This is a genomic window from Comamonas testosteroni, from assembly GCF_030505195.1.
In the GTDB taxonomy this organism is placed as follows: Bacteria; Pseudomonadota; Gammaproteobacteria; order Burkholderiales; family Burkholderiaceae_C; genus Comamonas; species Comamonas testosteroni_G.
Genome location: NZ_CP129672.1, coordinates 5258350 through 5280832 on the forward strand (window position 1 = coordinate 5258350; position 22483 = coordinate 5280832).

The 22483-nt window shown below is 63.4% G+C and carries 23 protein-coding genes; 9 read left to right on the top strand and 14 right to left on the bottom strand.

Features of this window, described 5'->3' with window-relative positions:
* Window positions 1–39 precede the first annotated feature (39 nt).
* From QYQ99_RS24295 to msrB, 5 genes are all read right to left on the bottom strand, one after another.
* Window positions 40–729: a glutathione S-transferase family protein gene (locus tag QYQ99_RS24295; protein ID WP_302090367.1), complete on the bottom strand. Its 690-nt coding sequence runs from the start codon at window positions 727–729 to the stop codon at window positions 40–42.
* Window positions 707–1201 carry a nuclear transport factor 2 family protein gene (locus QYQ99_RS24300; protein ID WP_302090368.1) on the bottom strand — a complete coding sequence of 165 codons (495 nt, stop codon included), beginning with the start codon at window positions 1199–1201 and terminating at the stop codon, window positions 707–709. The genes QYQ99_RS24295 and QYQ99_RS24300 overlap by 23 nt, the downstream gene beginning before the upstream one ends.
* A gap of 96 nt (window positions 1202–1297) precedes the next feature.
* The gene (msrA, locus tag QYQ99_RS24305; protein WP_409817433.1) at window positions 1298–2047 is read right to left on the bottom strand and encodes a peptide-methionine (S)-S-oxide reductase MsrA; all 750 of its coding nucleotides are present in this window, start codon (window positions 2045–2047) and stop codon (window positions 1298–1300) included.
* On the bottom strand, window positions 2044–3876 hold the full coding sequence (locus QYQ99_RS24310) for a cytochrome c biogenesis protein DipZ (RefSeq protein ID WP_302090370.1): 1833 nt from the start codon (window positions 3874–3876) through the stop codon (window positions 2044–2046). Before QYQ99_RS24310 ends, msrA begins: the two co-directional genes overlap by 4 nt.
* A 13-nt stretch (window positions 3877–3889) precedes the next feature.
* Window positions 3890–4381 carry a peptide-methionine (R)-S-oxide reductase MsrB gene (msrB, locus tag QYQ99_RS24315; protein ID WP_302090371.1) on the bottom strand — a complete coding sequence of 164 codons (492 nt, stop codon included), beginning with the start codon at window positions 4379–4381 and terminating at the stop codon, window positions 3890–3892.
* Window positions 4382–4554: 173 nt separating this feature from the next.
* On the opposite strand from msrB, the gene QYQ99_RS24320 reads away from it, so the two are divergent.
* From QYQ99_RS24320 to QYQ99_RS24340, 5 genes are all read left to right on the top strand, one after another.
* Window positions 4555–5271 (top strand): response regulator transcription factor, encoded by a 717-nt coding sequence (locus tag QYQ99_RS24320; RefSeq protein ID WP_301445582.1) that lies wholly within the window; start codon window positions 4555–4557, stop codon window positions 5269–5271.
* The gene (locus QYQ99_RS24325; protein ID WP_302090372.1) at window positions 5268–6737 is read left to right on the top strand and encodes a sensor histidine kinase; all 1470 of its coding nucleotides are present in this window, start codon (window positions 5268–5270) and stop codon (window positions 6735–6737) included. Before QYQ99_RS24320 ends, QYQ99_RS24325 begins: the two co-directional genes overlap by 4 nt.
* The gene (locus QYQ99_RS24330) at window positions 6737–6967 is read left to right on the top strand and encodes a hypothetical protein (RefSeq protein WP_302090373.1); all 231 of its coding nucleotides are present in this window, start codon (window positions 6737–6739) and stop codon (window positions 6965–6967) included. Before QYQ99_RS24325 ends, QYQ99_RS24330 begins: the two co-directional genes overlap by 1 nt.
* 61 nt (window positions 6968–7028) lie before the next feature.
* The gene (locus QYQ99_RS24335) at window positions 7029–7319 is read left to right on the top strand and encodes a hypothetical protein (RefSeq protein ID WP_302090374.1); all 291 of its coding nucleotides are present in this window, start codon (window positions 7029–7031) and stop codon (window positions 7317–7319) included.
* A 20-nt stretch (window positions 7320–7339) separates the two neighbouring features.
* On the top strand, window positions 7340–7795 hold the full coding sequence (locus QYQ99_RS24340) for an Lrp/AsnC family transcriptional regulator (RefSeq protein ID WP_003054244.1): 456 nt from the start codon (window positions 7340–7342) through the stop codon (window positions 7793–7795).
* A 196-nt stretch (window positions 7796–7991) separates the two neighbouring features.
* On the opposite strand, the gene phnE is transcribed toward QYQ99_RS24340, so the two are convergent.
* From phnE to QYQ99_RS24360, 4 genes are all read right to left on the bottom strand, one after another.
* The gene (phnE, locus tag QYQ99_RS24345) at window positions 7992–9566 is read right to left on the bottom strand and encodes a phosphonate ABC transporter, permease protein PhnE (RefSeq protein WP_302090375.1); all 1575 of its coding nucleotides are present in this window, start codon (window positions 9564–9566) and stop codon (window positions 7992–7994) included.
* Window positions 9557–10399 carry a phosphonate ABC transporter ATP-binding protein gene (locus QYQ99_RS24350; protein WP_302090376.1) on the bottom strand — a complete coding sequence of 281 codons (843 nt, stop codon included), beginning with the start codon at window positions 10397–10399 and terminating at the stop codon, window positions 9557–9559. Before QYQ99_RS24350 ends, phnE begins: the two co-directional genes overlap by 10 nt.
* A 74-nt stretch (window positions 10400–10473) precedes the next feature.
* Entirely contained in the window at window positions 10474–11352 is an 879-nt protein-coding gene (locus QYQ99_RS24355) for a putative selenate ABC transporter substrate-binding protein (protein WP_302090377.1), read from the bottom strand.
* Between the two features lie 224 nt (window positions 11353–11576).
* A complete protein-coding gene (locus tag QYQ99_RS24360) occupies window positions 11577–13553 on the bottom strand; it encodes a choice-of-anchor I family protein (RefSeq protein WP_302090378.1) in 1977 nt (658 codons plus the stop codon).
* Window positions 13554–14085: 532 nt separating this feature from the next.
* Between QYQ99_RS24360 and QYQ99_RS24365 the strand changes: the two genes are divergently transcribed.
* The gene (locus QYQ99_RS24365; protein ID WP_302090379.1) at window positions 14086–14922 is read left to right on the top strand and encodes an RNA ligase family protein; all 837 of its coding nucleotides are present in this window, start codon (window positions 14086–14088) and stop codon (window positions 14920–14922) included.
* Window positions 14923–14995: 73 nt separating this feature from the next.
* A complete protein-coding gene (locus QYQ99_RS24370) occupies window positions 14996–16141 on the top strand; it encodes an AAA family ATPase (protein WP_302090380.1) in 1146 nt (381 codons plus the stop codon).
* 63 nt (window positions 16142–16204) lie between these two features.
* Here the strand turns inward: QYQ99_RS24370 and QYQ99_RS24375 are convergent, their stop codons facing one another.
* The 5 genes from QYQ99_RS24375 to QYQ99_RS24395 all read right to left on the bottom strand — a co-directional run bounded on the left by QYQ99_RS24375 (window position 16205) and on the right by QYQ99_RS24395 (window position 20534).
* Complete coding sequence (locus QYQ99_RS24375; protein WP_302090381.1) at window positions 16205–17443, bottom strand: cyanate transporter; 1239 nt, start codon at window positions 17441–17443, stop codon at window positions 16205–16207.
* A 66-nt stretch (window positions 17444–17509) separates the two neighbouring features.
* Window positions 17510–17950: a nucleoside deaminase gene (locus QYQ99_RS24380; RefSeq protein ID WP_302093257.1), complete on the bottom strand. Its 441-nt coding sequence runs from the start codon at window positions 17948–17950 to the stop codon at window positions 17510–17512.
* A gap of 173 nt (window positions 17951–18123) precedes the next feature.
* Window positions 18124–19125 (bottom strand): alpha/beta hydrolase fold domain-containing protein, encoded by a 1002-nt coding sequence (locus QYQ99_RS24385; RefSeq protein WP_302090382.1) that lies wholly within the window; start codon window positions 19123–19125, stop codon window positions 18124–18126.
* Window positions 19122–20078, bottom strand: coding sequence for a class I SAM-dependent methyltransferase (locus QYQ99_RS24390; RefSeq protein WP_302090383.1), 957 nt, complete (start codon window positions 20076–20078; stop codon window positions 19122–19124). Before QYQ99_RS24390 ends, QYQ99_RS24385 begins: the two co-directional genes overlap by 4 nt.
* Window positions 20079–20228: 150 nt before the next feature.
* Window positions 20229–20534: a hypothetical protein gene (locus tag QYQ99_RS24395; protein WP_302090384.1), complete on the bottom strand. Its 306-nt coding sequence runs from the start codon at window positions 20532–20534 to the stop codon at window positions 20229–20231.
* 115 nt (window positions 20535–20649) lie between these two features.
* Between QYQ99_RS24395 and QYQ99_RS24400 the strand changes: the two genes are divergently transcribed.
* Window positions 20650–21366, top strand: coding sequence for a methylated-DNA--[protein]-cysteine S-methyltransferase (locus QYQ99_RS24400; protein ID WP_302090385.1), 717 nt, complete (start codon window positions 20650–20652; stop codon window positions 21364–21366).
* A 270-nt stretch (window positions 21367–21636) separates the two neighbouring features.
* Window positions 21637–22428, top strand: a complete 792-nt coding sequence (locus QYQ99_RS24405; RefSeq protein WP_302093258.1) for an SDR family oxidoreductase — start codon at window positions 21637–21639, stop codon at window positions 22426–22428.
* Window positions 22429–22483: the final 55 nt, after the last annotated feature.

Here is a 22483-nt window from a genome sequence, read left to right on the forward strand (position 1 = left end):
GCAACGGCTCGATCCGCTTGGCGGGAGTCTGTCGCTGCCTCAGGATTGCATGACGACCGGTCCGCCCTTGCTCAAGGCTCGCTGGTATGCAGCACGCTCATGCATGCGCTGGCGATAGGCGATCAGATGAGGCCAGGCGTTCTCGTTTTCGCTGCGGACCAGAGCCGCTTCAACGGCAAAGCTCATCTGGAAGTCGGCCATGCTCAAATGCTCGCCGGCAAACCAGCGATGCTCTACCAAGTGGCGGTCCATGAAGGCCAACGCTGTCTGTACATTGGGCGCAATGAGTTTTTGCTGCACCCGCTTGCACAGAGCACGGGCGATGGGGCGCACGAAAAACGGCATGGGCTGGCGCGCGATGGTGTCGAAGACCAGTTTCATCACCAGCCAGTTCATCAGCGAACCCTCGGCATAGTGCATCCAGAAGCGGCACTCACGGTATTCTTTGGTGCCTCGCAGGGGCTCAAGGTGCGAAAGCTCGGAAGGCGGCTGATGGCCGTAGCGCTCAACCAGATATTCGATGATCGCGCCTGATTCGGCGACGACGATGCCACCATCGCTGATCACCGGCGATTTGCCCAGCGGATGCACGCGCTTGAGCTCTGGCGGTGCCAGGCGAGTTCCGGGATCGCGCTGGTAGCAACGCAATTCGTAAGGAACACCGAGCTCCTCAAGCAACCAGAGTATGCGCTGCGAGCGCGAAGTTTCAAGGTGATGAACGGTGAGCATGGGGCGTTTTCCTGGAAGCGGAACCTGCTTTGCGCAGCCAGCGCATCAAGATTCCAAGCAAAGGCAGCTTCTCATAAAGTTCTTCAGCCGCATCCCAGTAATCACGATGCTGGCAGACAAGACCTTGTGCATCAAAGTGCAGCAGGCTGGCACCGCGAATGCATTGCTCGGAACCGGGGCGCCAGCGCCGCAGGCGAAAGCGAAATTCCCAGGCCAGAAAGGCCTGCCTCTCCTGTACCAGCCGCTCGGTGACGACAAAACGCGGCTCTTGCAGCGTGTCGAACATATGGGCGAAGATGCCGGCGATTGCGGTCACGCCGCGCACCTCGTTGAATGGATCCTTGAAGTGCGCATCGCTCGCGTAATAGCTGTCGAGTCGCTGCAAATGGTCAGGAGCCAGTTGTTCGTAGAGCTGGACGAGCCGCTCCACTGCGGCACCCGTATTGGTTGAGGAGGAGGGGCTTTGCTGCATGCATCAAATTGTAGGCAAACTGCTCTGCATCGCCCGTGGCGGGTGCGCCACGGCTGTCCTTCAGACTAGCCCTGTCAGGCTTGCAGTGTCGGACTGCTACGGATGCGCTTTCTTGGTCAGCACCGGATCGCTCCGGTAGCGGTCTGGGAAGAGGCGCTTGAGGTTGTTCACCTTGGGCAGATCATTGAAGACGATATAGGGGTGACGCGGGTTTTCGGTCATGAAGTCCTGATGGTAGAGCTCGGCCGGATAGAAGCTGGCCTTGCCTTCGAGGCGGGTGACGATGGGCTTCGGATACAGGTGTGCCGCGTCAAGCTGCGCGACATAGGCCTGTGCCGTCTTGAGTTGCTCGGGACTGGTCGCGAAAATGGCCGACCGGTACTGCGTGCCGGTGTCAGGCCCCTGCCGGTTGAGCTGGGTGGGGTCATGGACGACCGAGAAAAATATCTGCAGCAGCGCTCCGTAGCTGACCTGGGACGGATCGAAGGTGACTTCTACCGATTCGGCATGGCCGGTGTTACCCCGGCTGACCAGCTCATAGGACGCGTTGGAGGCCGCGCCTCCGCTATAGCCCGAGACAGCACGTTGCACGCCTTTGACATGCTGGAAAACGCCCTGCACTCCCCAGAAGCAGCCGCCGGCAAAGATGGCACGTTGTGGGGATTGCCCTGCGGCTGGAAGATCCGCGGCTGGTGCAGGAATGCGAACTGCATCCTCGGCCGAGAAGGCGGTTGGCTGCCATAGCAGTCCGCTGCCCAGCAAAACGATGCTGCTTGCCATGGTCTGGAGCAGGCTACGTCGGTTCGAGACAGTCGCTGAGGTGAGGCTGGTGTTCATGATGGTCATCCGAAGGTGAAGGCATAGGCGGAAACGCCGCTGTCAAGGAATTCGATGCTGAAGGTGTGCTCGGCAACGGCACCAGACTGGCGCACCAGCTGATACAGTCGCTGTCCGGTAACGGTTCCGCTACCGTTGCTCGCCACGTCCACGCCGTGGGCATCGCCGGGCGGTTTGCCGTCGATGCTGACCTTGAAGCGCACGGGTTTTCCGTCTGGGCCGGGGCTCAGCACCAGATGCAGGTCACGCGCCTTGAAGCGGTAGACGATGCGGCCCGAAGCGCCGGTCAGCAAGGCACTTTCCGCCCCCACCATCCATTGACCGGCCAGGCCCCAGGTGTTCAGCCTGGGCTCTTGTGGCTCCAGATACGTGGTCGTTCTGTCGTGCACGGCTTGGGGAATAGAGGTGAAGTTCTCGGCGCGCTCATAGCCCAGATAGGTTTCGGGCGAGGCGACCTCATCCATGCTGGCGGCCGACTGCACACCTGCCGCATCCACCTGCGTCAGGCCCATGGCCGAACGGGTGCTGCCTGCTTCCTTGAGAAGCTGCTGTATCACCCGTTCAGACTCTGCATAGCCGCCCTCGCCGAAGTGGTGGTGGCGTATGCGTCCCGTGGCATCGATGAAGTAGTGAGCAGGCCAGTACTGGTTGCGGAAGGCGCGCCAGATCGCATACTGGTTGTCCACGGCCACCGGATAGCTGATGCCCAGATCTTTCATGGCCTTGCTCACGTTGCCGATGTCGCGTTCAAAGGCGAACTCGGGAGCATGCACGCCGATCACGATCAGGCCCTGGTCGCGGTATTTTTCGGCCCAGGCCTTCACATAGGGCAGGGTGCGCAGACAGTTGATGCAGGAGTAGGTCCAGAAATCCACCAACACCACCTTGCCTCTCAGGTCCTGCTCGCCCAGAGGCTTGGAGTTGAGCCATTGGGTCGCACCGTCAAGGGGCGGCGCGATGCCTTCGTCGGGCAGGGCCTGAGTTGTGCTGGACGGCCCGCTCATGCGCATGGCCGCTCCCGTAGCCATCATGGCAGCCCCGTCAGCAGGTGCAAGGGATGGTGCCTGCATCATCGTGCCCGGGTTGCCACGCATGGCCAGCTGGTCGTCGCTCTGCGGCTGGTTCAGGTGCTCGACCAGTTGCTGCTCCAGGCCGCCGGTGGATGCCGTTGACAGTCGGGCCAGCACGCCGGTGTCGATTCCCAGTGCGATGGCTGCAACGCCTGCGAGCATGGCAGCCCCAAGGCCGCGTCGCAGCCATTCACCGGCACCCAGCGAGCGCTTGAGCGCGGCAAATACCCGGCCCCCCAGCAGCAAAGCCGCAGCCATGGAGGTCGCTGCCCCGGCGGCATAGGCCAGCAGCAGCAAGCTTGAGGTCGTGTTGGCGCCCTGCAAGGCGGCACCGGTCAGTATCAGTCCCAGGATGGGACCGGCGCATGGAGCCCACAGCAGCCCCGTCGCGACTCCCAGCAATACGGAGGAGGCCATCTTCGGTGTGCCGTCTTGCTGCACCGACTCGGACAGGCGCGATCCGGCAGTCACCAATGGACGGGTCAGCCGCTGCGACAGATGCGGCAGCAACAGGGTCAGCCCGAAAACGGCCACCAGCGCCAGAGCCAGCCAGCGGCCATATTGATTGGCAGCCACCACCCAGCCGCCGCCTACGGCCGCGAGAGAGGCAACGACCGCAAAGGTCAGCGCCATGCCTGCCAGCAATGGCAGGCCGCTGCGCACAAAGGGCTGATTCGCGCGAGAGAACACGAAGGGCAGCACGGGCAGGATGCAGGGACTGACGATGGTCAGCACGCCGCCCAGATAGGCAAGGACGATCAGCAGCATGACCTGTTTCTCCTCAAGCGGGCTTGGGCGTGAAAGTCAGCGCAAGACCGTTCATGCAGTAGCGCAGGCCTGTCGGAGGCGGCCCGTCCTCGAAGACGTGGCCAAGGTGACCGCCGCAGCGTCGGCAGTGGGCCTCGATGCGCACCATGCCGTAGCTCCGATCCTTGCGGGTGGCGACGGCATTGTCCAGGGGCTTCCAGAAGCTCGGCCAGCCGGTACCGCTTTCGAACTTGGTGGTGGAGGCAAACAAGGGCAAGGAGCAGCCGGCGCAGGAAAAGATACCCGGGCGGTGCTCCTTGTTGAGCGGACTGCTGCCCGGAGACTCCGTGGCCTCCTGACGAAGCACGGCATATTGCTGGGGACTGAGCCGGGCACGCCATTGGGCGTCGGTGTAGCTGATTTCGAAGGACTCGGTCGCAGCAGTGGCGCGGCGGTTGAACGTTGCGGCGCAGAGCGCAGCGGCGGAGGCTGCGGCGCCCAGCAGCATGTGGCGTCGGGTGGTCATGGCATCGGCTTTCAGGGTTCGATGGCTTCGAGCTTAGGAAGTGCGGGTCTCGAAGTCCTCACGCAAAGTTAAAAAAAACGTGATAACTCCCCGCCTGCAGTTTGAGCACAATGTGAAATCAGGCGGCACTGCGCCGCCGTGCTGCATCAACTGCCCCGGAGACCTGATTACCCATGACCATTGCCCGTCGCATTTTGCTGGTCGAGGACGACGCCCATATCGCCGATCTGCTTTCGCTTCACCTGCGCGATGAGGGGCTGGAGGTCGTGCATTGCGCCCGCGGTGACGACGGGCTGGCGCATCTGGAGCGCGGCGGCTGGGATGCGCTGGTACTGGATCTGATGCTGCCTGGCGTGGACGGCCTGGAGATCTGCAGACGTGCGCGCGCCATGACGCGCTACACGCCGATCATCATCATCAGTGCCCGCTCCAGCGAGGTGCATCGCATTCTGGGACTGGAGATCGGCGCGGACGACTATCTGGCCAAGCCGTTTTCCGTGCTGGAACTCGTGGCACGGGTCAAGGCTTTGCTGCGCCGCGTCGACGCGCTGGCCCAGAGCGCGCGCCTGGAGTCGGGCAGCCTGTCGGTCAACGGGCTGGTCATGGATCCGGTCGCCAGGGATGCCAGTCTGAACGGACGTCATCTCGACCTCACACCCCGGGAATTCGATCTTCTGTATTTCTTTGCTCGCCAGTCGGGCAAGGTGTTTTCGCGCATGGACCTGCTCAATGCGGTCTGGGGCTATCAGCACGAGGGCTACGAGCACACCGTCAACACCCATATCAACCGGCTGCGTGCCAAGGTGGAGCTCAACCCTGCGCAGCCCACGCGAATTCTCACGGTCTGGGGACGCGGCTACAAGTTTGCCGAAGCCGGGGAGCGCGAATGAACCTCACCCTGACTCAGCGGCTGGCGATCGTGTTTGCCCTGCTGCTGCTGGTCTGCAGCGGCACTTCCGCCTGGCTGCAGCTTCGCTCCAACCGCATGCATGAACTGGAGGTGGTGCAGGCCTTGTCCCGCGACGTTGCCGAGAGCATTGCCCGTGATGCCCAGTTGACGGACGCGAACGGCTTGATGCCGAACGCGGTGCGCAATCTGTTCAACCAGCTGATGATGGTGAACCCGAGTGTCGAGGTCTACTTGCTGGAGCCCGATGGGCGCATTGCGGGTCATGCGGCTCCCGAAGGGCGTTTGCGCCGCGACCGGGTTGACCTGGAGCCGGTTCATCGATTTATCGATGGTCATATGCTGCCCATCCTGGGCGACGATCCGCGCAGCCGAGATGGCCGCAAGGTCTTCAGCGCAGCCCCCTTGAGCGTGAACGGCAGGGAGGTCGGCTTCATCTATGTGGTGTTGCTGGGCGAGGCCCATGATCTGCTTGCCGCCAGAGGCTCCGCAGACGCGGTGCTGAAGACCGCATTGCTGTCGATCGGCATGGTGGGACTGCTATGCCTGGCAGCCGGTCTTTTCGCCTTCACCTTGATCACACGCCCCTTGCGGCGACTGACCGAATCGGTGCGGCAGTTCGACATGCATGGCGTTCCACCTGAGGTGCCGGCGCGATCTTCGGAGGGGGCCGAGCACAGCCGCGACGAGATCGCCGTGCTGGACTCGGCCTATAGGCAGATGGTGCTGCGCATCAGCGAGCAATGGCAGGCTCTGAGGCAACAGGATCAGGAGCGACGGGAGTTGATCGCGAATGTTTCCCATGATCTGCGCACGCCGTTGTCGTCCTTGCATGGGTATCTGGAGACCTTGCTGCTCAAGGATGCAAGCCTGGAGCCCGCAGAGCGCAGGCGCTATCTGGGCATTGCGCTCGACCAGAGCCAAAGAGTGGGTGCGTTGTCCCAAAGCCTGTTCGAGCTGGCGAGGCTGGAGTATGGCTTTGTGCAGCCCGAGTTCGAATCGTTCTCGCTGCGGGATCTGGTGCAGGACGTTTTTCAGAAGTTCGAGCTTGCCGCGGAGTCGCGCCATATCTCCCTGCAGGCGGATCTGGCCCCGCAGTTGCCGGCGGTTCGTGCAGACCTGGGGATGATGGAGCGAGTCCTGAGCAACCTGCTCGACAACGCCTTGCGCTATACCCCTGAAGGCGGGTCGATCAGGGTAGACATCCGAGGTGTGGGCCAGGAACTGGAGTTGACGGTCAGCGACACCGGCCCAGGCATTCCGCCGGAGTTGCGCGAAGGTCTGTTCAGGCGTCCGTTCACGGTCGGCGGCGCCCGCCGCGACGGAGGGCTTGGCTTGAGAATCGTGCACCAGATGCTGGAGCTGCACGGGGTCAGAATCCATCTGGTCGAGGGTGACGGCGGGGGCGCTGCGTTCCGGTTTTCTCTGCCACGTGCTCCAGATGCCTGATGCACAGCAAAGCTGCTGGCAGGCGTTTCCTGAGCCACGCAGGCTATCCCTGCGGTCGGTATCGCCTTGAGTTCGGCCCCGCTGCGGGCTGTGTTTGGCGACTTGGCAATCGCCTTCACGCACTGGCCCGCTTTCTGCGCAAGGGCTGGGGCAATCAGGCTTCGGATGTGAGCGAAAGCCAGGTCAGCAAGGTGCGCAAGCATGTGCGAGCCGCAGCTGCTTTGCAGTGAGCCCAGTAAATAGCACGAACATCCGCCAGGTGTCTTGCGCACCAGGCGGAAGCCCGGCCCGATGGAAATCCGGCTGGGTTTTTTCATGCAGCCGCTCATGGCCCAGGCGATGGATCCGTCCAAAAATCAACAGGCCGCATCACTGTGCTTGAGTGATGCGGCCTGTTGCGTGTGCGTGCTGCGGATCAACCAACCGGATGCTGACGGTAAACGGCGCGGTATGTTGAATGGTTTTGCTGCGTCGGTAAACGTGCTTCCATGGACTCAAGTGTGCATGTTGCGCTGCAGAAAATGTTGCTCCAAATTCTGTGAATACAGTGTTGCTACAGAAAAATTTTCTGTTTTTAATTAAATAGCGGTAAATTCACGGATATGGATACCTTGGATAAAAAGATTCTTGCTGCCTTGCAGGCCAATGCGCGCGCCAGCCTGCAGGACATTGGCGCGGCCGTGGGCCTGAGCGCATCGCCATGCTGGGCGCGTATCAAGAAGATGGAAGAGGCCGGCGTGATCGAGGGCTATACGGTGCGTCTGAACCCCCAGGCTTTGGGGTTGGCTGATTCGGTTCTGGTGATGGTCACGCTGGACAGCCATTCGGACAACACGCTGGAAAAGTTCGGCGAGGTGCTGGCCACCATTCCCGAAGTCGTGGAAGCGCATCTGGTATCGGGCGAGTACGACTATCTGTTGCGTATCGTCGTCAAGGACACGCGCGACTACGAGCGTCTGCTGCGCGAGAAGCTCTACAAGATCAAGGGCATACGCCACAGCCAGTCCAGCTTTGTGCTGCGCACGTTGAAGAAAGCTGACCTGCCTCTTGGGGTGTGAAGCGGCATCGCTCTTCGCGGTGCGATCAGTCGCGGCGCGGAGCCGGTGTGGCTGAAGTCATTCAGACTTCAGCCCTCATCGAACCTGGATGCAGGCTGGGCCGCTGCCAGCGCTGGCCCATCGGAGGCGGCTGCGTAGCGGATTGGCGGGGGAGCTGATGAAGCTGACGCGGAGCCGGGGGCACCGCGCAGCCGTCTCAACGCATGGCGCGGCGCAGGCCGGCGCTGCTCCAGTCCACGGCAATGCTCAGCAAGAGCATGGCCATGATCACGGTGCTGGCCTGGGCATAGTGGAACAGCGACAGCTCGAAGTACAGCAACTGGCCCAGTCCGCCAGCTCCCACAAAGCCCAGAATCGCCGCCATGCGGATATTCATTTCCCAGCGGTACAGCGTGTATGCCAGCAACTGCGGCGCTGCGCCTGGCAGGGTGCCGTAGCAAAATGCCAGCAGGCGATTGCTGCCGCTGAGCCTGAGGGCATTCGCGGGAGCTACCGGGGTGTTCTGCAAGGCCTCGGCAAACAGGCGGCCCAGCACACCCGTGGTATGCATGGCCAGGGCCAGGGCACCGGCAAATGGGCCCAGGCCCACGGCTAGCGCGGTGATCGTGGCCCAGACCAGCTCGGGCACGGACCGCAGCACGTTGAGCACCACATTCCACGGCGCACGCCAGCGCGGCAGGGCCAGCAGCAGGCCCCCGATCGCAGCCAGCAAGGTGCCGACGATGGAGATGGCCAGAGTCTCCCAGATGCCTTGCAGCACCTTGAGCAGCCAGGGCTGGCTCAGATCAGGCGGGAAAAAGCCGCGTACAAAGTCGCCCATGCTGGCGGCCGCATCTGCCGTGAACAGCGCCGAGAAATCAATATCCAGAAGCCGCAGGCTGGCCCATAGCGCCGCGCAGGCAGCCAGCAGAAATGTGCCGGTTCGCCAGCCGAAGGGCAAGGCGCGCGCGGCAGGCGCGGTGTCGAGCGCGCGACGCAGCCACCAGGAGAGCAGATCGGCCGCTGCCACCAGCAGCATGAAGGCCAGCAAAATGCTGGCGGCTTCGCCGCCGTTGAGCATCTTCATGGCCTGGTCCATGAGCTGGCCCAGGCCTCCCGCACCGACAAAGCCCATGACCACCGAGGCGCGGACTGCGCATTCCCAGCGGTAGACGGTGTAGGAGGTCAGCTCCTTGGCGGCCTGGGGCAGCAGGCCATAGAGCAGGGCCTGGATACGGCCGGCACCGCAAGCGCGCAGGGCGCGGGCCGGCGCCGGATCGGTGGATTCGAGAATTTCGGCATAGACCTTGGCCAGCATGCCGCCATAGGTCAGGCCCAGGGCCAGAACGCCGGCTGCGGGGCCCAGGCCAAAGACACGCACAAATACCAGAGCCCACACCAGCTCGGGAATGCCGCGCAAGACGGTGAGCATGCTTCGGGCGATGGGGTTGAGTGTGATCCTCTCGCGTGCCGCGCCCGTGGACAGATAGGCCATGGGCACGGCAATCACAAAAGCCAGCGCCATGCCGGCTGTGGCGATGGCCAGGGTCTCCAGCGTGGCCTGAGCCAGGTAGGCCAGGAACTCCCCACTGGTTTCGGGCGGCAGAAATTGCGCGAGAAAGCCGCCTATGACCTTGAGATTGTCGGCATCGAACAGCGGTTTGAGCGAGAAGCCCGAGGTCTGCAGCATGGGCCAGAGCACGACCAGGGCCAGGATCAGCCCGCTCAGGCGGCCGCGAGCGGAGGGATCGCGGCTCGATGGACGGGCTGGCTCGGCCATGTCTACCGGCATGCGTTCACCTGGATGGGAGTGGGCGCGGCGCTGGCGAGATCGCGCTGAGCCAGGCGGTTGTGCAGCGTGGGCAGCTCGGCCGGGCGGCCATCGGCATGGGCATAGAGGGCTTGCAGCTGGGCATCGCTGACCTGCGCGGCCGGCAGGTCAAAGGCTAGGCGGCCATTGCGCACGCCGACGATGCGGGTGAAGTTGGCCAGCGCCAGATCGACGGCATGCAGGCTGGCCACCAGCGTGGCCTGGCGCGCGGCGGCTTCCCGCACCAGCAACTGCACCGTGGCCTGCGAGAGCGCGGGGTCCAGGGCCGAGACCGGCTCGTCGGCCAGAATCAGCTCGGCCTGCTGGTAGAGCACGCGGGCAATGCCCACACGCTGCAGCTGACCGCCCGAGAGCTGGTCGCAGCGTGCAAACAGCTTGTCGTCAAGCTGCACGCGGGCCAGGGCTTCGCGCGCGCCCGCAATGTCCTGCGGATAGGCCAGCGATGCCAGCGCCTTCCACATCGGCCACTGGCCCAGCTTGCCGGCCAGCACGGCCGTGACCACGCGCTGGCGCAGCGGAATGGGGGCGGCCTGGTGCACGGTGCCGATGCGGCTGCGCAGGGCCTTGATCTCGCGGGCGGCGGATTGCGCAGACGCGGCCCGGCCCAGCACCTGCAGGCGGCCTGCCGTGGGCAGATAGGCCGTTCCGATGGTGCTCAGCAGAGAAGTCTTGCCGGCGCCCGAGGGCCCGATGAGCGCAATGCTCTCGCCCTGTGTGGCGGACAAGGAGATATGGGACAGGGCGGTAAAGCCGTTGCTGTGGGTCAGGCCCACATCGTCCAGCATGAAGCTCATGAGACGAACACTCTGAAAACAATAGCTGCCAACGCTTTATGCATAAGCGTTGGCAGTCAAAAAAGCTGAATTTTTTACTTCAGCAAACCGGCGGACTTGGCGGCGGCTTCAATGCCGTCGTAGTTCTTGGAGTCGGTGGCGATGAACTTGGAGGCGCGCTGCAGGTCCATGATGGCCTTGTGCTCTGGCTTGCTGGGGTCCAGTGCCAGGAAGGCAGCGGTCAGCTTCTTGACGATGGTCGGGTCCAGGTCGCCGCGCACCGTCCAGTTGTAGTCAAAGTAGGTGGGCGTCGTGGCGAACACGCGTACCTTGCTGGTGTCCACCTTCTTGGATTCGACCAGCTTGTCCCACACCGAGGTATTGAGCACGCCGGCCTCGGCCTTGCCTGCGGCCACAAAGGCCACTGTGGCGTCATGCGCGCCCGAGTAGGCCACGGTCTTGAAGTCTTTTTCGGGATTCAGGCCGTCCTGCTGCAGGAAGAAGCGCGGCATCAGGCTGCCCGAAGTGGATGAAGGGGCGCCGAAGGCAAAGGTCTTGCCCTTGAGGTCGGCCAGCGACTTGATGGCAGGGTCGGCCGTGATGAACTTGCTGGTGAAGACTGCATCCTCGGCTCGCTGCACGATAGGGATGGCCGTGCCATTGGTGCGGATCTTGGCCTGCACATAGGTGAAGCCGCCCAGCCAGGCCAGGTCCAGCTTGCGGGTGGCCAGAGACTCGACCACGGCCGCGTAGTCGGAGACGGGGGTGAAGACCACCTTCATGCCGGTGGCTTGCGAGAGGTATTCGCCCAGGGGCTTGAACTTGCGCTGCAGCTCGGTCGGTGCCTCGTCAGGAATGGCCGAGACGCGCAGCACGGCGGGGGTGTCTGCATGCGCTGCGGACAGCAAGGAGGAGGCGAGAGCTGCCACGGCCAAGCCGCGCAGCGCCTGGCGGCGAGCGAAAGAGTGCGTCATTAAGTGCTCCGTTCAAAAAGCCACCGCCGTCCGGATACACGGCGGTTTAGTAGGTCGCAAGCGTTTGGCTTGCGGCGAATGGGAACCCATAGGCGGTACACCGACCGCTGGCGCTTATTGTTACGTAATTGAGAAACCCTGGGCGCAGTCTTTGCTTGATTTAAATAGCAAAAAGCCCCGTGGGGACGGGGCTTGGCATGAAAGCGACTGCTTGTCTGCAGGTTTCAATATTGCACATTGAGCTGGTAGATGGCCGTGGTGCCGCTGACCTCGTTGCCCACCATCAGTAGCGGCTTGCCGTTGGGCGACTTGGCTGCGGAAATGAAGTGCAGGCCTTCGGGGCCCAGATCACCCACATCGCTCAGAGCAGTGCCTGTCACCGGAGACTTGCTGTCAAAGCTGGCCGTCCAGTTCTCGCGAGTGTTCAGATAGTCGATCTGCTTGGGTGCCTTGGGATCGGTGATGTCGAACACTAGAATGCCGCCCATGCGTTCCAGGCCCACAAAGACAAAGGTCTTGGTGCCGATCTGGCCCACGGTCAGGCCTTCGGGCTCGGGACCCTTGGCGCTGCTGCGCGCATCGAGCCTGGCCGTTTCGTCATGACCGGTGTTGAAGTAGGTGGCGCAGGCAATGTCACGTTTGGCGCCCAGCTTGCATTCGGGGCTGGCGATGAATTTTTCGATGGCCGCGCCAGAGTCCCAGACCTGCTTGCCCTTGGCATCCCAGATGGAGATGGAGCGACCTCCATAGGCATAGATCCTGTCATAGGTCAGATATCCCTTGCCGTCCTTGACGGGGTTGCCGCTGCTGTCTGTCTGGTAGCCCATGGTCCAGGTGACCTTGAGGCGGCCCAGTTTGTCGTCGTCGCGGCAGGTCTTGGGATCTGCGCCAACAGCGCCGCACCAGGCAAAGTTGGCGCCATTCAGATAGGCGCCGCTGGCCAGCCTGGCCAGATGGGCGGGCAGGTCGTCGCCCGCACGGCGCAGAAAGCCGTCCTTGTGCACCAGATGCTTGATGCGCCACTCTTCCACAAAACCCTTGGTCACATCGCCTGCCGAAGCCGGGGTGCCGTTCGTCTTGTCGGCGGCCGTGCCGAAATAGCTCTTGTTGCCTTCACCCCAGGCGCGTGCATCGCCTTCATTGGCCGTGACCAGATAGGTTGCCCCGTCGGCGGCCTTGTAGGCGGCGATGGAGTCAGGCTGGAACATGCCGAAGACGTTGGGGGCCTGGGCGATGTCGATGACCGGGCTCTTGCCGTCACTGTCAGCGAAGTCCAGCTCGTTGCCAATGGCGCCATGATCCTTGTAGCCCAGTGCCACCACATCGGTCACGGTGGCGCTGGCAATGTCCACAATCGCCAGCGCATTGTTTTCCTGCAGTGTCACCCAGGCCGTCTTGCCGTCGGGGGCCACGGCGATGTATTCGGGCTCCAGGTCGTTGGCCACTGCGGCCGTTCCCAGGCCGTCTGCGGTCGGGCCGAAGATGCGCACGCCCTTGGCCAGCAACTGCGCCTTCTGGCTGTTGAAGGCCTTGAAGTCGGCAGTGCGAGCCACAGGCTTGGCGGGCGCGCTCACGTCGATCACACTGATCGAGCCTTCGGGGTCCATCTGGTAGTCATCGCTGGGCTCGCCCTCGTTGGCGACCACAATGGTCTTGCCGTCGGGGGTGAAGGTCAGCATATCGGGCAGGGCGCCCACGGGCACTTCGGCGATCACGCCGAGCTTGTCGGCGTCATAGATGACGACCATGCCCTTGTCCGTCTTGACCGATGCCTGCACGGCTGCAGCCACCAGGCCTCCATGCACGGCCACGCTGTTGATCGAGGCCCCCGCACCCAGCGATAGCTTGGTGGCGTCCAGGCTGGCGAGCATGCGCGGTGCGGCAGGGTTGCTCATGTCCAGCACATCCAGCGCACCTTTCTGGGCGTTGACCACAAAGCCACGCTTGGTGACGGGATCGAAAGCCGTAATTTCAGCGGCGCTCTGCAAGAAGATGCCCGACTGATAGCTGCCGATCTTTTCAAGCAGGAGCGAGACAGGCGTCTTCTCGGGTTCGGGGGCCGGTGTCGGGACTTCGGGGTTCGGAGCAGGCGCTGGGGTGGTGCTGTTCGTGTTGTTGTCGTCACCACCGCAGGCGGCCAGGGCGGCGGCTGCGATCAGGGAAATCAGAAGAGGTTGGCGCAAGGCAAGTGCAGATGTCATTGAGAGTTTGGCAGGTGCAGGAAGAAAACTACGATTTGTAACCAGCCTGTGTTTCATCGCTGTGAAACCGATTCGTGGTCTTTGCACCACAGGCCCTGCAAACCGCTTGGCAGTTGCTATACCAAGCCAATAAACTCGCCAGCCTTTACCCCACTTGCGTTATCCGCTCTCATTTTCGAGGTGCACCATGTCCTGCCAGATTCGTTTGCGCTAAACGACTTCGCCACACGCTGATCTTTCAGGTGTGCGCTGCGGTATGGACTTATCGGCCCCCTGAGGCGCATGGCCCGGGTGGCCTGCCGCCCCAAAGGGGCATTTCTTCACGATGGGCAAGCCCTTGCCCGGCGTTTGCGATCGGGCTCGAGCCCCGGTCCCGCGCTTTTCCACTCTCTGAATCCCGGCCTGCCCTTTGCTCGGCGGCCAGGTGCTTTTGTCTTCGCCCGATGGTGGCGGCGAGTGCCGCTTTCGTTGTCCTTGGTTTGTCTGCCACGTCTTTTGGCGCGTGGCTTATTCCCTTTTTGGAAAGCACAACATGACTACTTCCCATTTATTCAATCTGGAGATTCTCAAATATCCGCGCACGCCGCATCTGCGTGGCTCGCGGCTGCAGGTCGGTGATCAGGCCGATGCCGTGTCCTATGAAGCACTGGCCGGCCGGCATATCGTGGTCGAGGAAAAGCTCGACGGCGCCAATGCGGCGCTGAGCTTTGGCGCCGACGGCAGTTTGCTGCTGCAGTCGCGCGGCCACTATCTGCAAGCCGATCAGATGGGCGGGCGCGAGCGTCAGTTCAACGCCTGCAAGCAATGGGCCCGAGCCCATGAAAGCGCGCTGATGGCGCTGCTGGACGATCGCTATGTGATGTATGGCGAATGGCTGTATGCCAAGCACTCGCTGTACTACGACGCGTTGCCGCACTGGTTTTGCGAGTTCGACATCTGGGACCGCGTGGCGCAGCAGTTTCTGGATACGCCGCAGCGTCATGCGCTGCTGGACAGTGTGCCCGTGGTGTCCGTGCCTGTGCTCTACGCCGGTATCGCACCGAGACGCATGCAGGATTTGCTGGCATTGCTGGCACCGTCCCTGGGGCGAAGCGCTCGCTGGAAGGCGGTGTTCGAGGATCAGGTGCAAAGGCAGAAGCTGGATCTGCCGCTGGCTTGGCGCCAGACCGACAGATCCGAACTTGCCGAAGGTCTGTATATCAAGGTCGAGGAGAACGGCCAGACCGTGGAGCGTTACAAGTTCGTGCGCTCCGACTTTGTGCAGGTGATCCTGGAATCGGGCTCGCACCACAGCGAGCGGCCCATCGTCGCCAACGGTCTGCGTGCAGGTGTCGATATCTTTGCCAGCAAGATTCAAAAAAGCTGGTGAGGCTTGTCCAACAAGCGCTGATAGCTATCAAAGCCGTGGCTTTCATGAAGAGGCTGCGGTGAAAGGAGAACTTATGTGGAGTTGGAAACAGATCGCGGCCCTGGTGCCGCATTCCACTCACGACTCGGTGGACTGGGCGGCCTGCCTGGACGCCTTCCCGCAACTGGAGCTGGCCAAGACCACGCCGCAAGACCCTGTCTACCATGCCGAAGGCGATGTCTGGACGCATACGCAGATGGTGGTGAGCGAACTGCTGCAGGATGGCGACTATACGGGGCTCACCAACGAGGAGCGCGAGACGGTCTTTCTGGCCGCGCTGCTGCACGATGTCGCCAAGTGCTCGACCACGCAGATCGCCGACGACGGCCGCATCTCGCAACCGGGCCACTCACGTCGGGGGGCGCTGGATGCGCGGCTCATGCTCTGGGAGGCTGGCACGCCCGTGTCCCTGCGCGAGGCGGTCTGCCGCCTGATTGCAGTGCATCAGGTGCCGTTCTTTGCCTTTGCCGATTCGCGCCGAGGCGTCTCGCCCGAGTTCATGGTCAGAGAGCTGTCCTGGCAGGTCGATCTGCATTTGCTGGTGCTACTGGCTCGTGCCGATATTCGCGGCCGCATCTGTCCCGATGTGGGCAATGTGCTGGTGAATATCGAGCTGTTCAGGGAGCTGGCGCTGGAAGAGGGCTGTTTGCGCAAGCCGCGAAGCTTTGCTTCGGCCGAGACGGCAGTGCGCTATTTCCGCGGTGCCGAGCTGCACCCGGACTACGCCTTGCACGAAGAGCCGGGCTCGCGCGTCATCGTCATGTGCGGTCTGCCAGCATCGGGCAAGAACCACTGGGTGGTGCAGCATCATCCGGGCTTGCCCGTGGTGTCGTTTGACGATGCGCGCGCCGAGCTGGGCTTGCGCCATGGCGAGAACGAGGGCGCTGCTGCCCACCGAGCCGTGGACAAGGCCAAGAGCCTGCTGCGCGCCAAGGCTGCCTTCGTCTGGAACGCCACGCACCTGTCCAGGCAGATGCGTGGCAAGACGTTGGAGCTGTGCCTGGCCTATGGCGCACAGGTGGGGTTGGTGCATCTGGAGGCGAGCAGGCCCACTTTGCTGGCGCGCAACAGCAAGCGCGACACCACACTCGGCAATGCCGCATTGCTGGGCATGTTGCACCGATGGGAGGTGCCCTTGCCGACCGAGGCGCATGGGCTGCAACTGCTGGTCAACGAGTAGCTCAAGCCAAAACAAAAAGGGCCTGGAAATTTCCAGGCCCTTTTTTGTCGCGAGATGGCGGATTCATGGCCGCTGCATGGCTTGCTGGTAGCCCTTGGGATTGAAGCGTGTCACCAGCAGGCAGACCAGTGCGGCTACGCCGGCCTGATAGAGCCAGCCGGCCGTCCAGTTGCCGCTGATCTGGTGCAGTTGCGCCATGACCAGAGGGGCCAGTGCTGCAAGGATGAAGCCGCCGCCCTGCATCAGCGAGTTCAGCGCGCCGGCCTGTGTGGGTGAAGGCAGATGGTCCAATGCCACCAGCATGAAGAGCGAAAAGCAGCCTCCCAGGCCCAGGCCCAGCACGATGGCATTGAGTGTGGGCATGGCGTCGGGCCAGAGCCCGAGGCCCGCAAAGCCGATGATCTGCAGTAGCAAGGCCAGCATGAGCCAGCGGCGACGGTCCAGGCTGCGGCGCGCGAGAGCGGGCATGGCCAGTGCCGATGCGGCCTGCGCAATGGACAGAATGGCCAGCAGCGAGCCGCTTTGCGTGGCCGTCCAGCCATGGGTTTGATAGAACGGAGCGAGCCAGGCAACGGTGGAGCCATAACCGCCGTTCATCAGGCCAAAGCTGATCAGCAGCAGCCAGGTGCGGCCACGGCGCAGCAGCCAGCCGGTGTCGCTGTCGCTGTTGGCCTGTACCAGGGGCGCGGAGGGCATACGGGCAACGGGCTCGTGCATCAGGGTCAGCGCATGCCAAGCCAGCGGCAATGCCAGCAGCACCGGAATGGCCCAGATGGCCAGCGAAGCCTGCCAGCTCAGACCCAGCTGCATGGCCACGGGCGAAAGCTGGGCGCTGAGCGCGCCGCCGCCCATGAGTGCAGCCGAATACAGGCCCATCATGGGCGCCACGTTGTGGGGAGACTGGCGCTTGATGAGTCCCGGCAGAATGCTTTGCGCCAGCGCCACGCCCGCGCCGCACAGGCCGGCCGTGACGATCAGCAGACTGCCGGTGGCGGCACCTGCAGGCGTCAGGCGCAGGGCGCAGCCCAGCGCAATCAGCAGCAGCGATGCGCAGATGGCGGCGCGCGCGCCCCAGCGTCGCAGGGCCGTGGGAGCAAGCCAGCCGCCAATGCCCATCAGCGCCATGGGTAGCAGCGTGAGCCAGGAAAAGCTGCGCAAATCCATGCCCGTGGCCTGTTGTATGGTCGGGGCCAAGGGGCCTGGAGCCGTCAGAAAAGGACGCAGATTGATGGTGACCAGTATCACCACGCCCAGCCACAACAATGGCGGCATGCGGTGCGTTCGGGAAGATGTCGATGTCATGAAGCTCGGGGGCTGGCTGCGCTGCGGCGCGCCGGTGTGTTGTTATGGCTTTGGCGGCAACGAGGATCAGGCGGCGGGCCAGGCCTCATCCCCATAGAGCTGGGCCGCGCGGATGCCTGTGTCGATGCGGGTGATGGGCAGCGGCGGCGGCGTCAGCGACAGGCGCAGGCGCTGGTACGTGCTCTCGCTGGATAGACCATAGGGCGCTGCGTCTTGGTTGTCGAAGGCGAAGAACACCTGCTCGGCACCATTCATGACCAGGGCTGCCAGGCACATGGGGCAGGGGTGGCCGCTGGCATAGATGGACATGCCCGCCAGGCTGGGGTTGGCGCGCTGCTGCGTGCCCGAGCGTATGGCCTGCATTTCGGCATGGGTGCTGGGGTCGTGGCTGGCCATGATTTCGTTGACGCCGGTGGCAACGACTTCATTTCCCTGGGCGAGCACGGCGCCGAATGGACGGCCGCCGTTGAGGCGGTTGGCATGGGCCAGGTCCACGGCCAGGCGCATCAGTTGTTGTGGGGTGGCGGAAGTTGGGCTCATGACTATGAAAGATATGGCGGCGAGCGCTGGATGCTTGAGGCATCAGCGTCGAGGTATTGCGTTTGAAAGGCGCGGCGGCGCACGGCGCCGTGCAGCGTACACCCGCAGGGCCATGCAGCTACCTGTCTGGAGAGCAAAGCTTATTTGCTCTGAGGGCGTTGGCGGCCTATTAGTTCCGCCCAGGCCGAGCAGGCAAGCTCGACCTGCTGGCGTGCCGCCGGGCTGGCAGCCAGCATGCGCGCAAAGCCGTGGACCATCGCCGGGGCGCGCAAAAGCTGCAGTGGTGCGCCCAGTGCCTGGGCCGCATGGGCAAAGGCTTCGGCCTCGTCGCGCAGAATATCGTGGCTGGCTGTCATCAAAAGTGTAGGCGGCAGATGGGCAATGGCTGCGCTGCAGCGGCCCGGCGTCAGCCATTGCGCGGCCTGGCCCTCGGGCCGGCCCAGTTCCTGCCAGTAGCGCTGCATGGCGGCGGGGGTGAGCCCGAAGCCTGTGGCAAAGCGGCGCATGCTCTCGTTGTCCTGATCGGGCTGCAGCGGCGGGTAGAGCAGCAGCAGGCCTGCGATGCGGGAGGCATCGGTGGGTTGCTGAATCTGGCGCACGGCCGCTGCCAGTGCCAGATGGGCGCCAGCGCTATCGCCTCCGAGCAGGACCTGCTCAGCCGCAAAAGGCAGCAGCCCGCGCATATCGCTCAGCCATTGCAGCACGGCCATCACATCGTCCAGCGGCGCGGGAAAGCGGCTCTCCGGCGTGCGACGGTAATGGACGGACAGCACCACATGGCCAGTGAACTGGGCCAGATGCTCGCACAGGTCGTCATGGGTGTTGAGATCGCCCACCATCCAGCCGCCACCATGCAGCCAGACCAGCGTCCGGCCGCTGCCCGCGCCTTGTCGGCGATAGCTGCGCACGCAGATCTCGCGGCCCTCGGCCGCTACAAAATGCTCGGCCCTGGAAATGCCGGGCAGGGACGAGCGAATCAGCCCGGCCTGAAGCTCGCTGAGCAGGCGCCGGCGTTGCACATAGTCGAGCTGTGGGGTCGGCGTGTCCGCATCGAGCCGGGCAAAGCGCTTCAGCGTGGCTGCCAGAGCCGGGTCCAGGGGTTGTAGAGGCAGGCTGCGGCCCTGATCTGAGCCCTCGCTCATGGCTGCTGGGCCTCTGTCAGCGCAGGTGCGCGATAGACCAGCACCTTCAGGCTTCGCTCCTCGTCCACATCGGCAAATACGGCCGGGTTGGCCAGGCGTTCCACGAACTGCAGCTCGGGAGCGATTTCCGCCATCTGCTCGCGCAGAAAGTCGGTGCCGAGTTCGGGTGCGTTCAGGCACAGCAGGACCTGGCCGCCCGGCACCAGCAGATCGGGCAGGCGGCGCATCAGGCGCGCATAGTCCTTGGTGGCGATGAAGCTGCCTTTCTGGTAGCTGGGTGGGTCCACGACGATCAGGTCGTACGGCCCGCTGCGGTTGATCTTGCCCCAGCTGCTGAAAATATCGTGGGCGGCAAAGCTGGCGCCGGCCTTGACGCCGTTGAGCTGATGGTTGTGCTGACCCGTGGCCAGAGCGCTCTTGCTCATGTCCATATTGAGAATCTGACCGGCACCGGCCAGCTTCGCTACGACCGAGAACGCGCAGGTGTAGGCAAACAGATTGAGCACCTTCATGCGCGCGGGCCGCTCATGGGCCAGCACCTGTCGGCGCACCCAGTCGCGGCCGGCGGCCATGTCGAGGAACAGGCCGTGGTTCTGCCCGCGTGCGATATGGATCAGATAGCGGGCGCCGTTCTCGGTCACCACATGCGGCTCGGGCAACTCGCCGGCCATGACGCGGGTTTCGACCTTGCCGCCGCTTTCGCGGCTCTGGAAGGCCCAGGTCAGAGGCAGCCCGGCCGGGGCGATCTGCTGCCAGCGCTGCTCAAGTGCCTGACCGATCTGGCTCAGCTGGGCTTCCTCCATGGGGGCAAAGCTGGTCAGCACGATGACGGGTGCAAAGGCATCCAGCGAGATCTGCTCGCAGCCCGGATACCGCCCGCCGCGGCCATGAAAGATGCGCTGGGCATCGGTAGGAAAAGGCATCTGGGCAATGGCGTCGAGCAGGGCTTGCATGGAGAGAAAACAGTCACACGGTCAAACAGGCCGCCAGTGTAGGCAATGCAGCGAGCTCCGGTTGCCGGGGCGGCACATGCCCCTTGCAATGGTTGGCGGCCCGGGCAGCAGCAAATCGTCCAGGGGCTCGCGCGGCCCGTGGCCGTTCACTCAGTGGTAGACGCGCCGCACATCGAAGAAACAGCTTTCGGTGCCGCCAATGCCTTGCAAAGCGGCTTCAGCTGCGGCGCGGGCGGCTTTCATCCAGAGCTGGAATGTGAGCTTGGCGTCGTCGGTGATTTCTTCGGGCGGGGTGTCCTCCAGGCCCTGCACCAGAGACAGGGCTTCGCCGACCTGTTCTTCCCCGCCCAGCTGGCGGGCCAGCACGCGGGCATAACGCGCCTCGGCCTGCTGGCGCTTGTCCTCGGGCAGCTCGGGGTAGTCGCACAGAGAGACGGTGAAATGGGCTTCTTGCATGTCCGTATATCCACAGTGTTTTGACTGTGTAAATATACAGTAATTAACTGTTTTTGTATCCAGTCTTTTAAAAATTTTTGCGTGGGTCCAAAGACGGCGTTTGTAGACTGTGTGCATGAATCACGCTGCTTCGCTGCCATTTCCCGGCCATGCCTTGTTTGTCACACGCATCGGTGCATGCGGGCTGGCCTGGAATGCCAGTGCCATCTGTGCCGTGCAGCTGCCCGAGGCCAGCTGGGGCGAAACCCGGGAGCGCATGCTGCTGGGCCTGTCCAAGCGCCATGCGCTGCAGCGCCAGCGCGGGCCTGCGGCCTATGGCGCCGTGACCTCCGTCTCCGCTGTTCCGGGCTTTGCCGTGCAGGCCATGGCCGGGGTGCAGTGTCTGCTGGCTGGCGTGAACTCGCAAAGCGAGCAGGGCTGGGCGCAGCTCGGCGCAGAGGCTGCGGTGGTCGGCGTGCTGGGCGATATGCGGCAGGCCTTTGCGCATGGGCCGGGCGGCGTTCTGCCTGACCTGCTGGAGATTGCGCTCGATGAATTTGCCGTCCCTGCATTTCACAGCCGGGTCTATGCCTTCACGCGCGCCCTGGCGCCGGGACGGACCAGCACCTATGGAGAAGTTGCCTCAGCGCTGGGCGAGCCCGGTGCGGCGCGCGCCGTGGGTCAGGCGCTGGGAGCCAATCCGTTTGCGCCGATTGTTCCCTGTCACAGGGTACTGGCCGCAGGGCGGTCGCCGGGCGGGTTTTCGGGCGGACAGGGCGCTTTGACCAAGCTGCGCATGCTGGAGATAGAGGGTGGGGCCTGGGGCGGCACACAATCGCTGTTTGCCGATTGAAAGCGGTGGACACGATTTTCACTGCTTCGGCACATCGCCTGGTCACAGCTTTTGTGCTGTCGGCAACTGCGTGCCCGCTCCCAAAGCCGTGACCAGCGGGTTCTGAAAACGACTGCCGCGATGGGCCTGCCACCTGCGGGACAGCGTCGACACGCAGGTGACAACACAGGGCCTAAGGCGCCCGCACAATTCATGCAGCTTTTGACGGGCAGGCCTTGCAAGGCGCTGCGGACCCGGTTTGAACCTTGATAACAAACAGGAGACATGAGAATGACACGTACGGTGCAGCAACTTTTCGATCTCTCGGGCAAGACGGCCCTGGTGACCGGCGGCTCGCGTGGCCTGGGTCTGCAGATGGCGCATGCGCTGGGCGAGGCAGGCGCGAAGATTTTGCTGAGCTCGCGCAAGGCCAAGGATCTGGAAGAGGCCGCAGCCGAGCTCAAGGCCGCAGGCATAGAAGCCGACTGGATTGCGGCCGACTGCTCGGACGAGGCCGACATCGCCCGTCTGGCCAAGGAGGCCGTGCAGCGCCTCGGCCATGTGGACATTCTGATCAACAATGCCGGAGCCAGCTGGGGCGCCCCGGCAGAGGAGCACCCGACGGCGGCCTGGGACAAGGTGATGAACCTGAATGTGCGCGGCTATTTTCTGCTGAGCCAGCAGATTGCCCGCCTGTCCATGCTGGAGCGCAAGAGCGGCCGCATCATCAATCTGGCATCGATCGCCGGCCTGGGCGGTAATCCCTCGGGCATGAAGACCATTGCCTACAACACCTCCAAGGGCGCGGTCATCAATTTCACACGCGCGCTGGCCGGCGAGTGGGGCGAGCATGGCATCACCGTCAACGCCATCTGCCCGGGCTTTTTCAAGACCAAGATGGCGGCCGTGCTCATCGAGACGCTGGGTGAGGACGAAATGCGCTCTCATGCCCCGCTGCGCCGCCTGGGTGACGATGAGGATCTCAAGGGCCTGACGCTGCTTTATGCCAGCGACGCCGGCAAGCACATCACCGGTCAGTGGATGGCGGTGGATGGTGGCGTGAGCGCTCTGGTCGGTGGTTGATAGTGGCGCATGAAGGGTGAGTCATGTTTTTTGTGCGGCGCAGCATTTTGAGGTT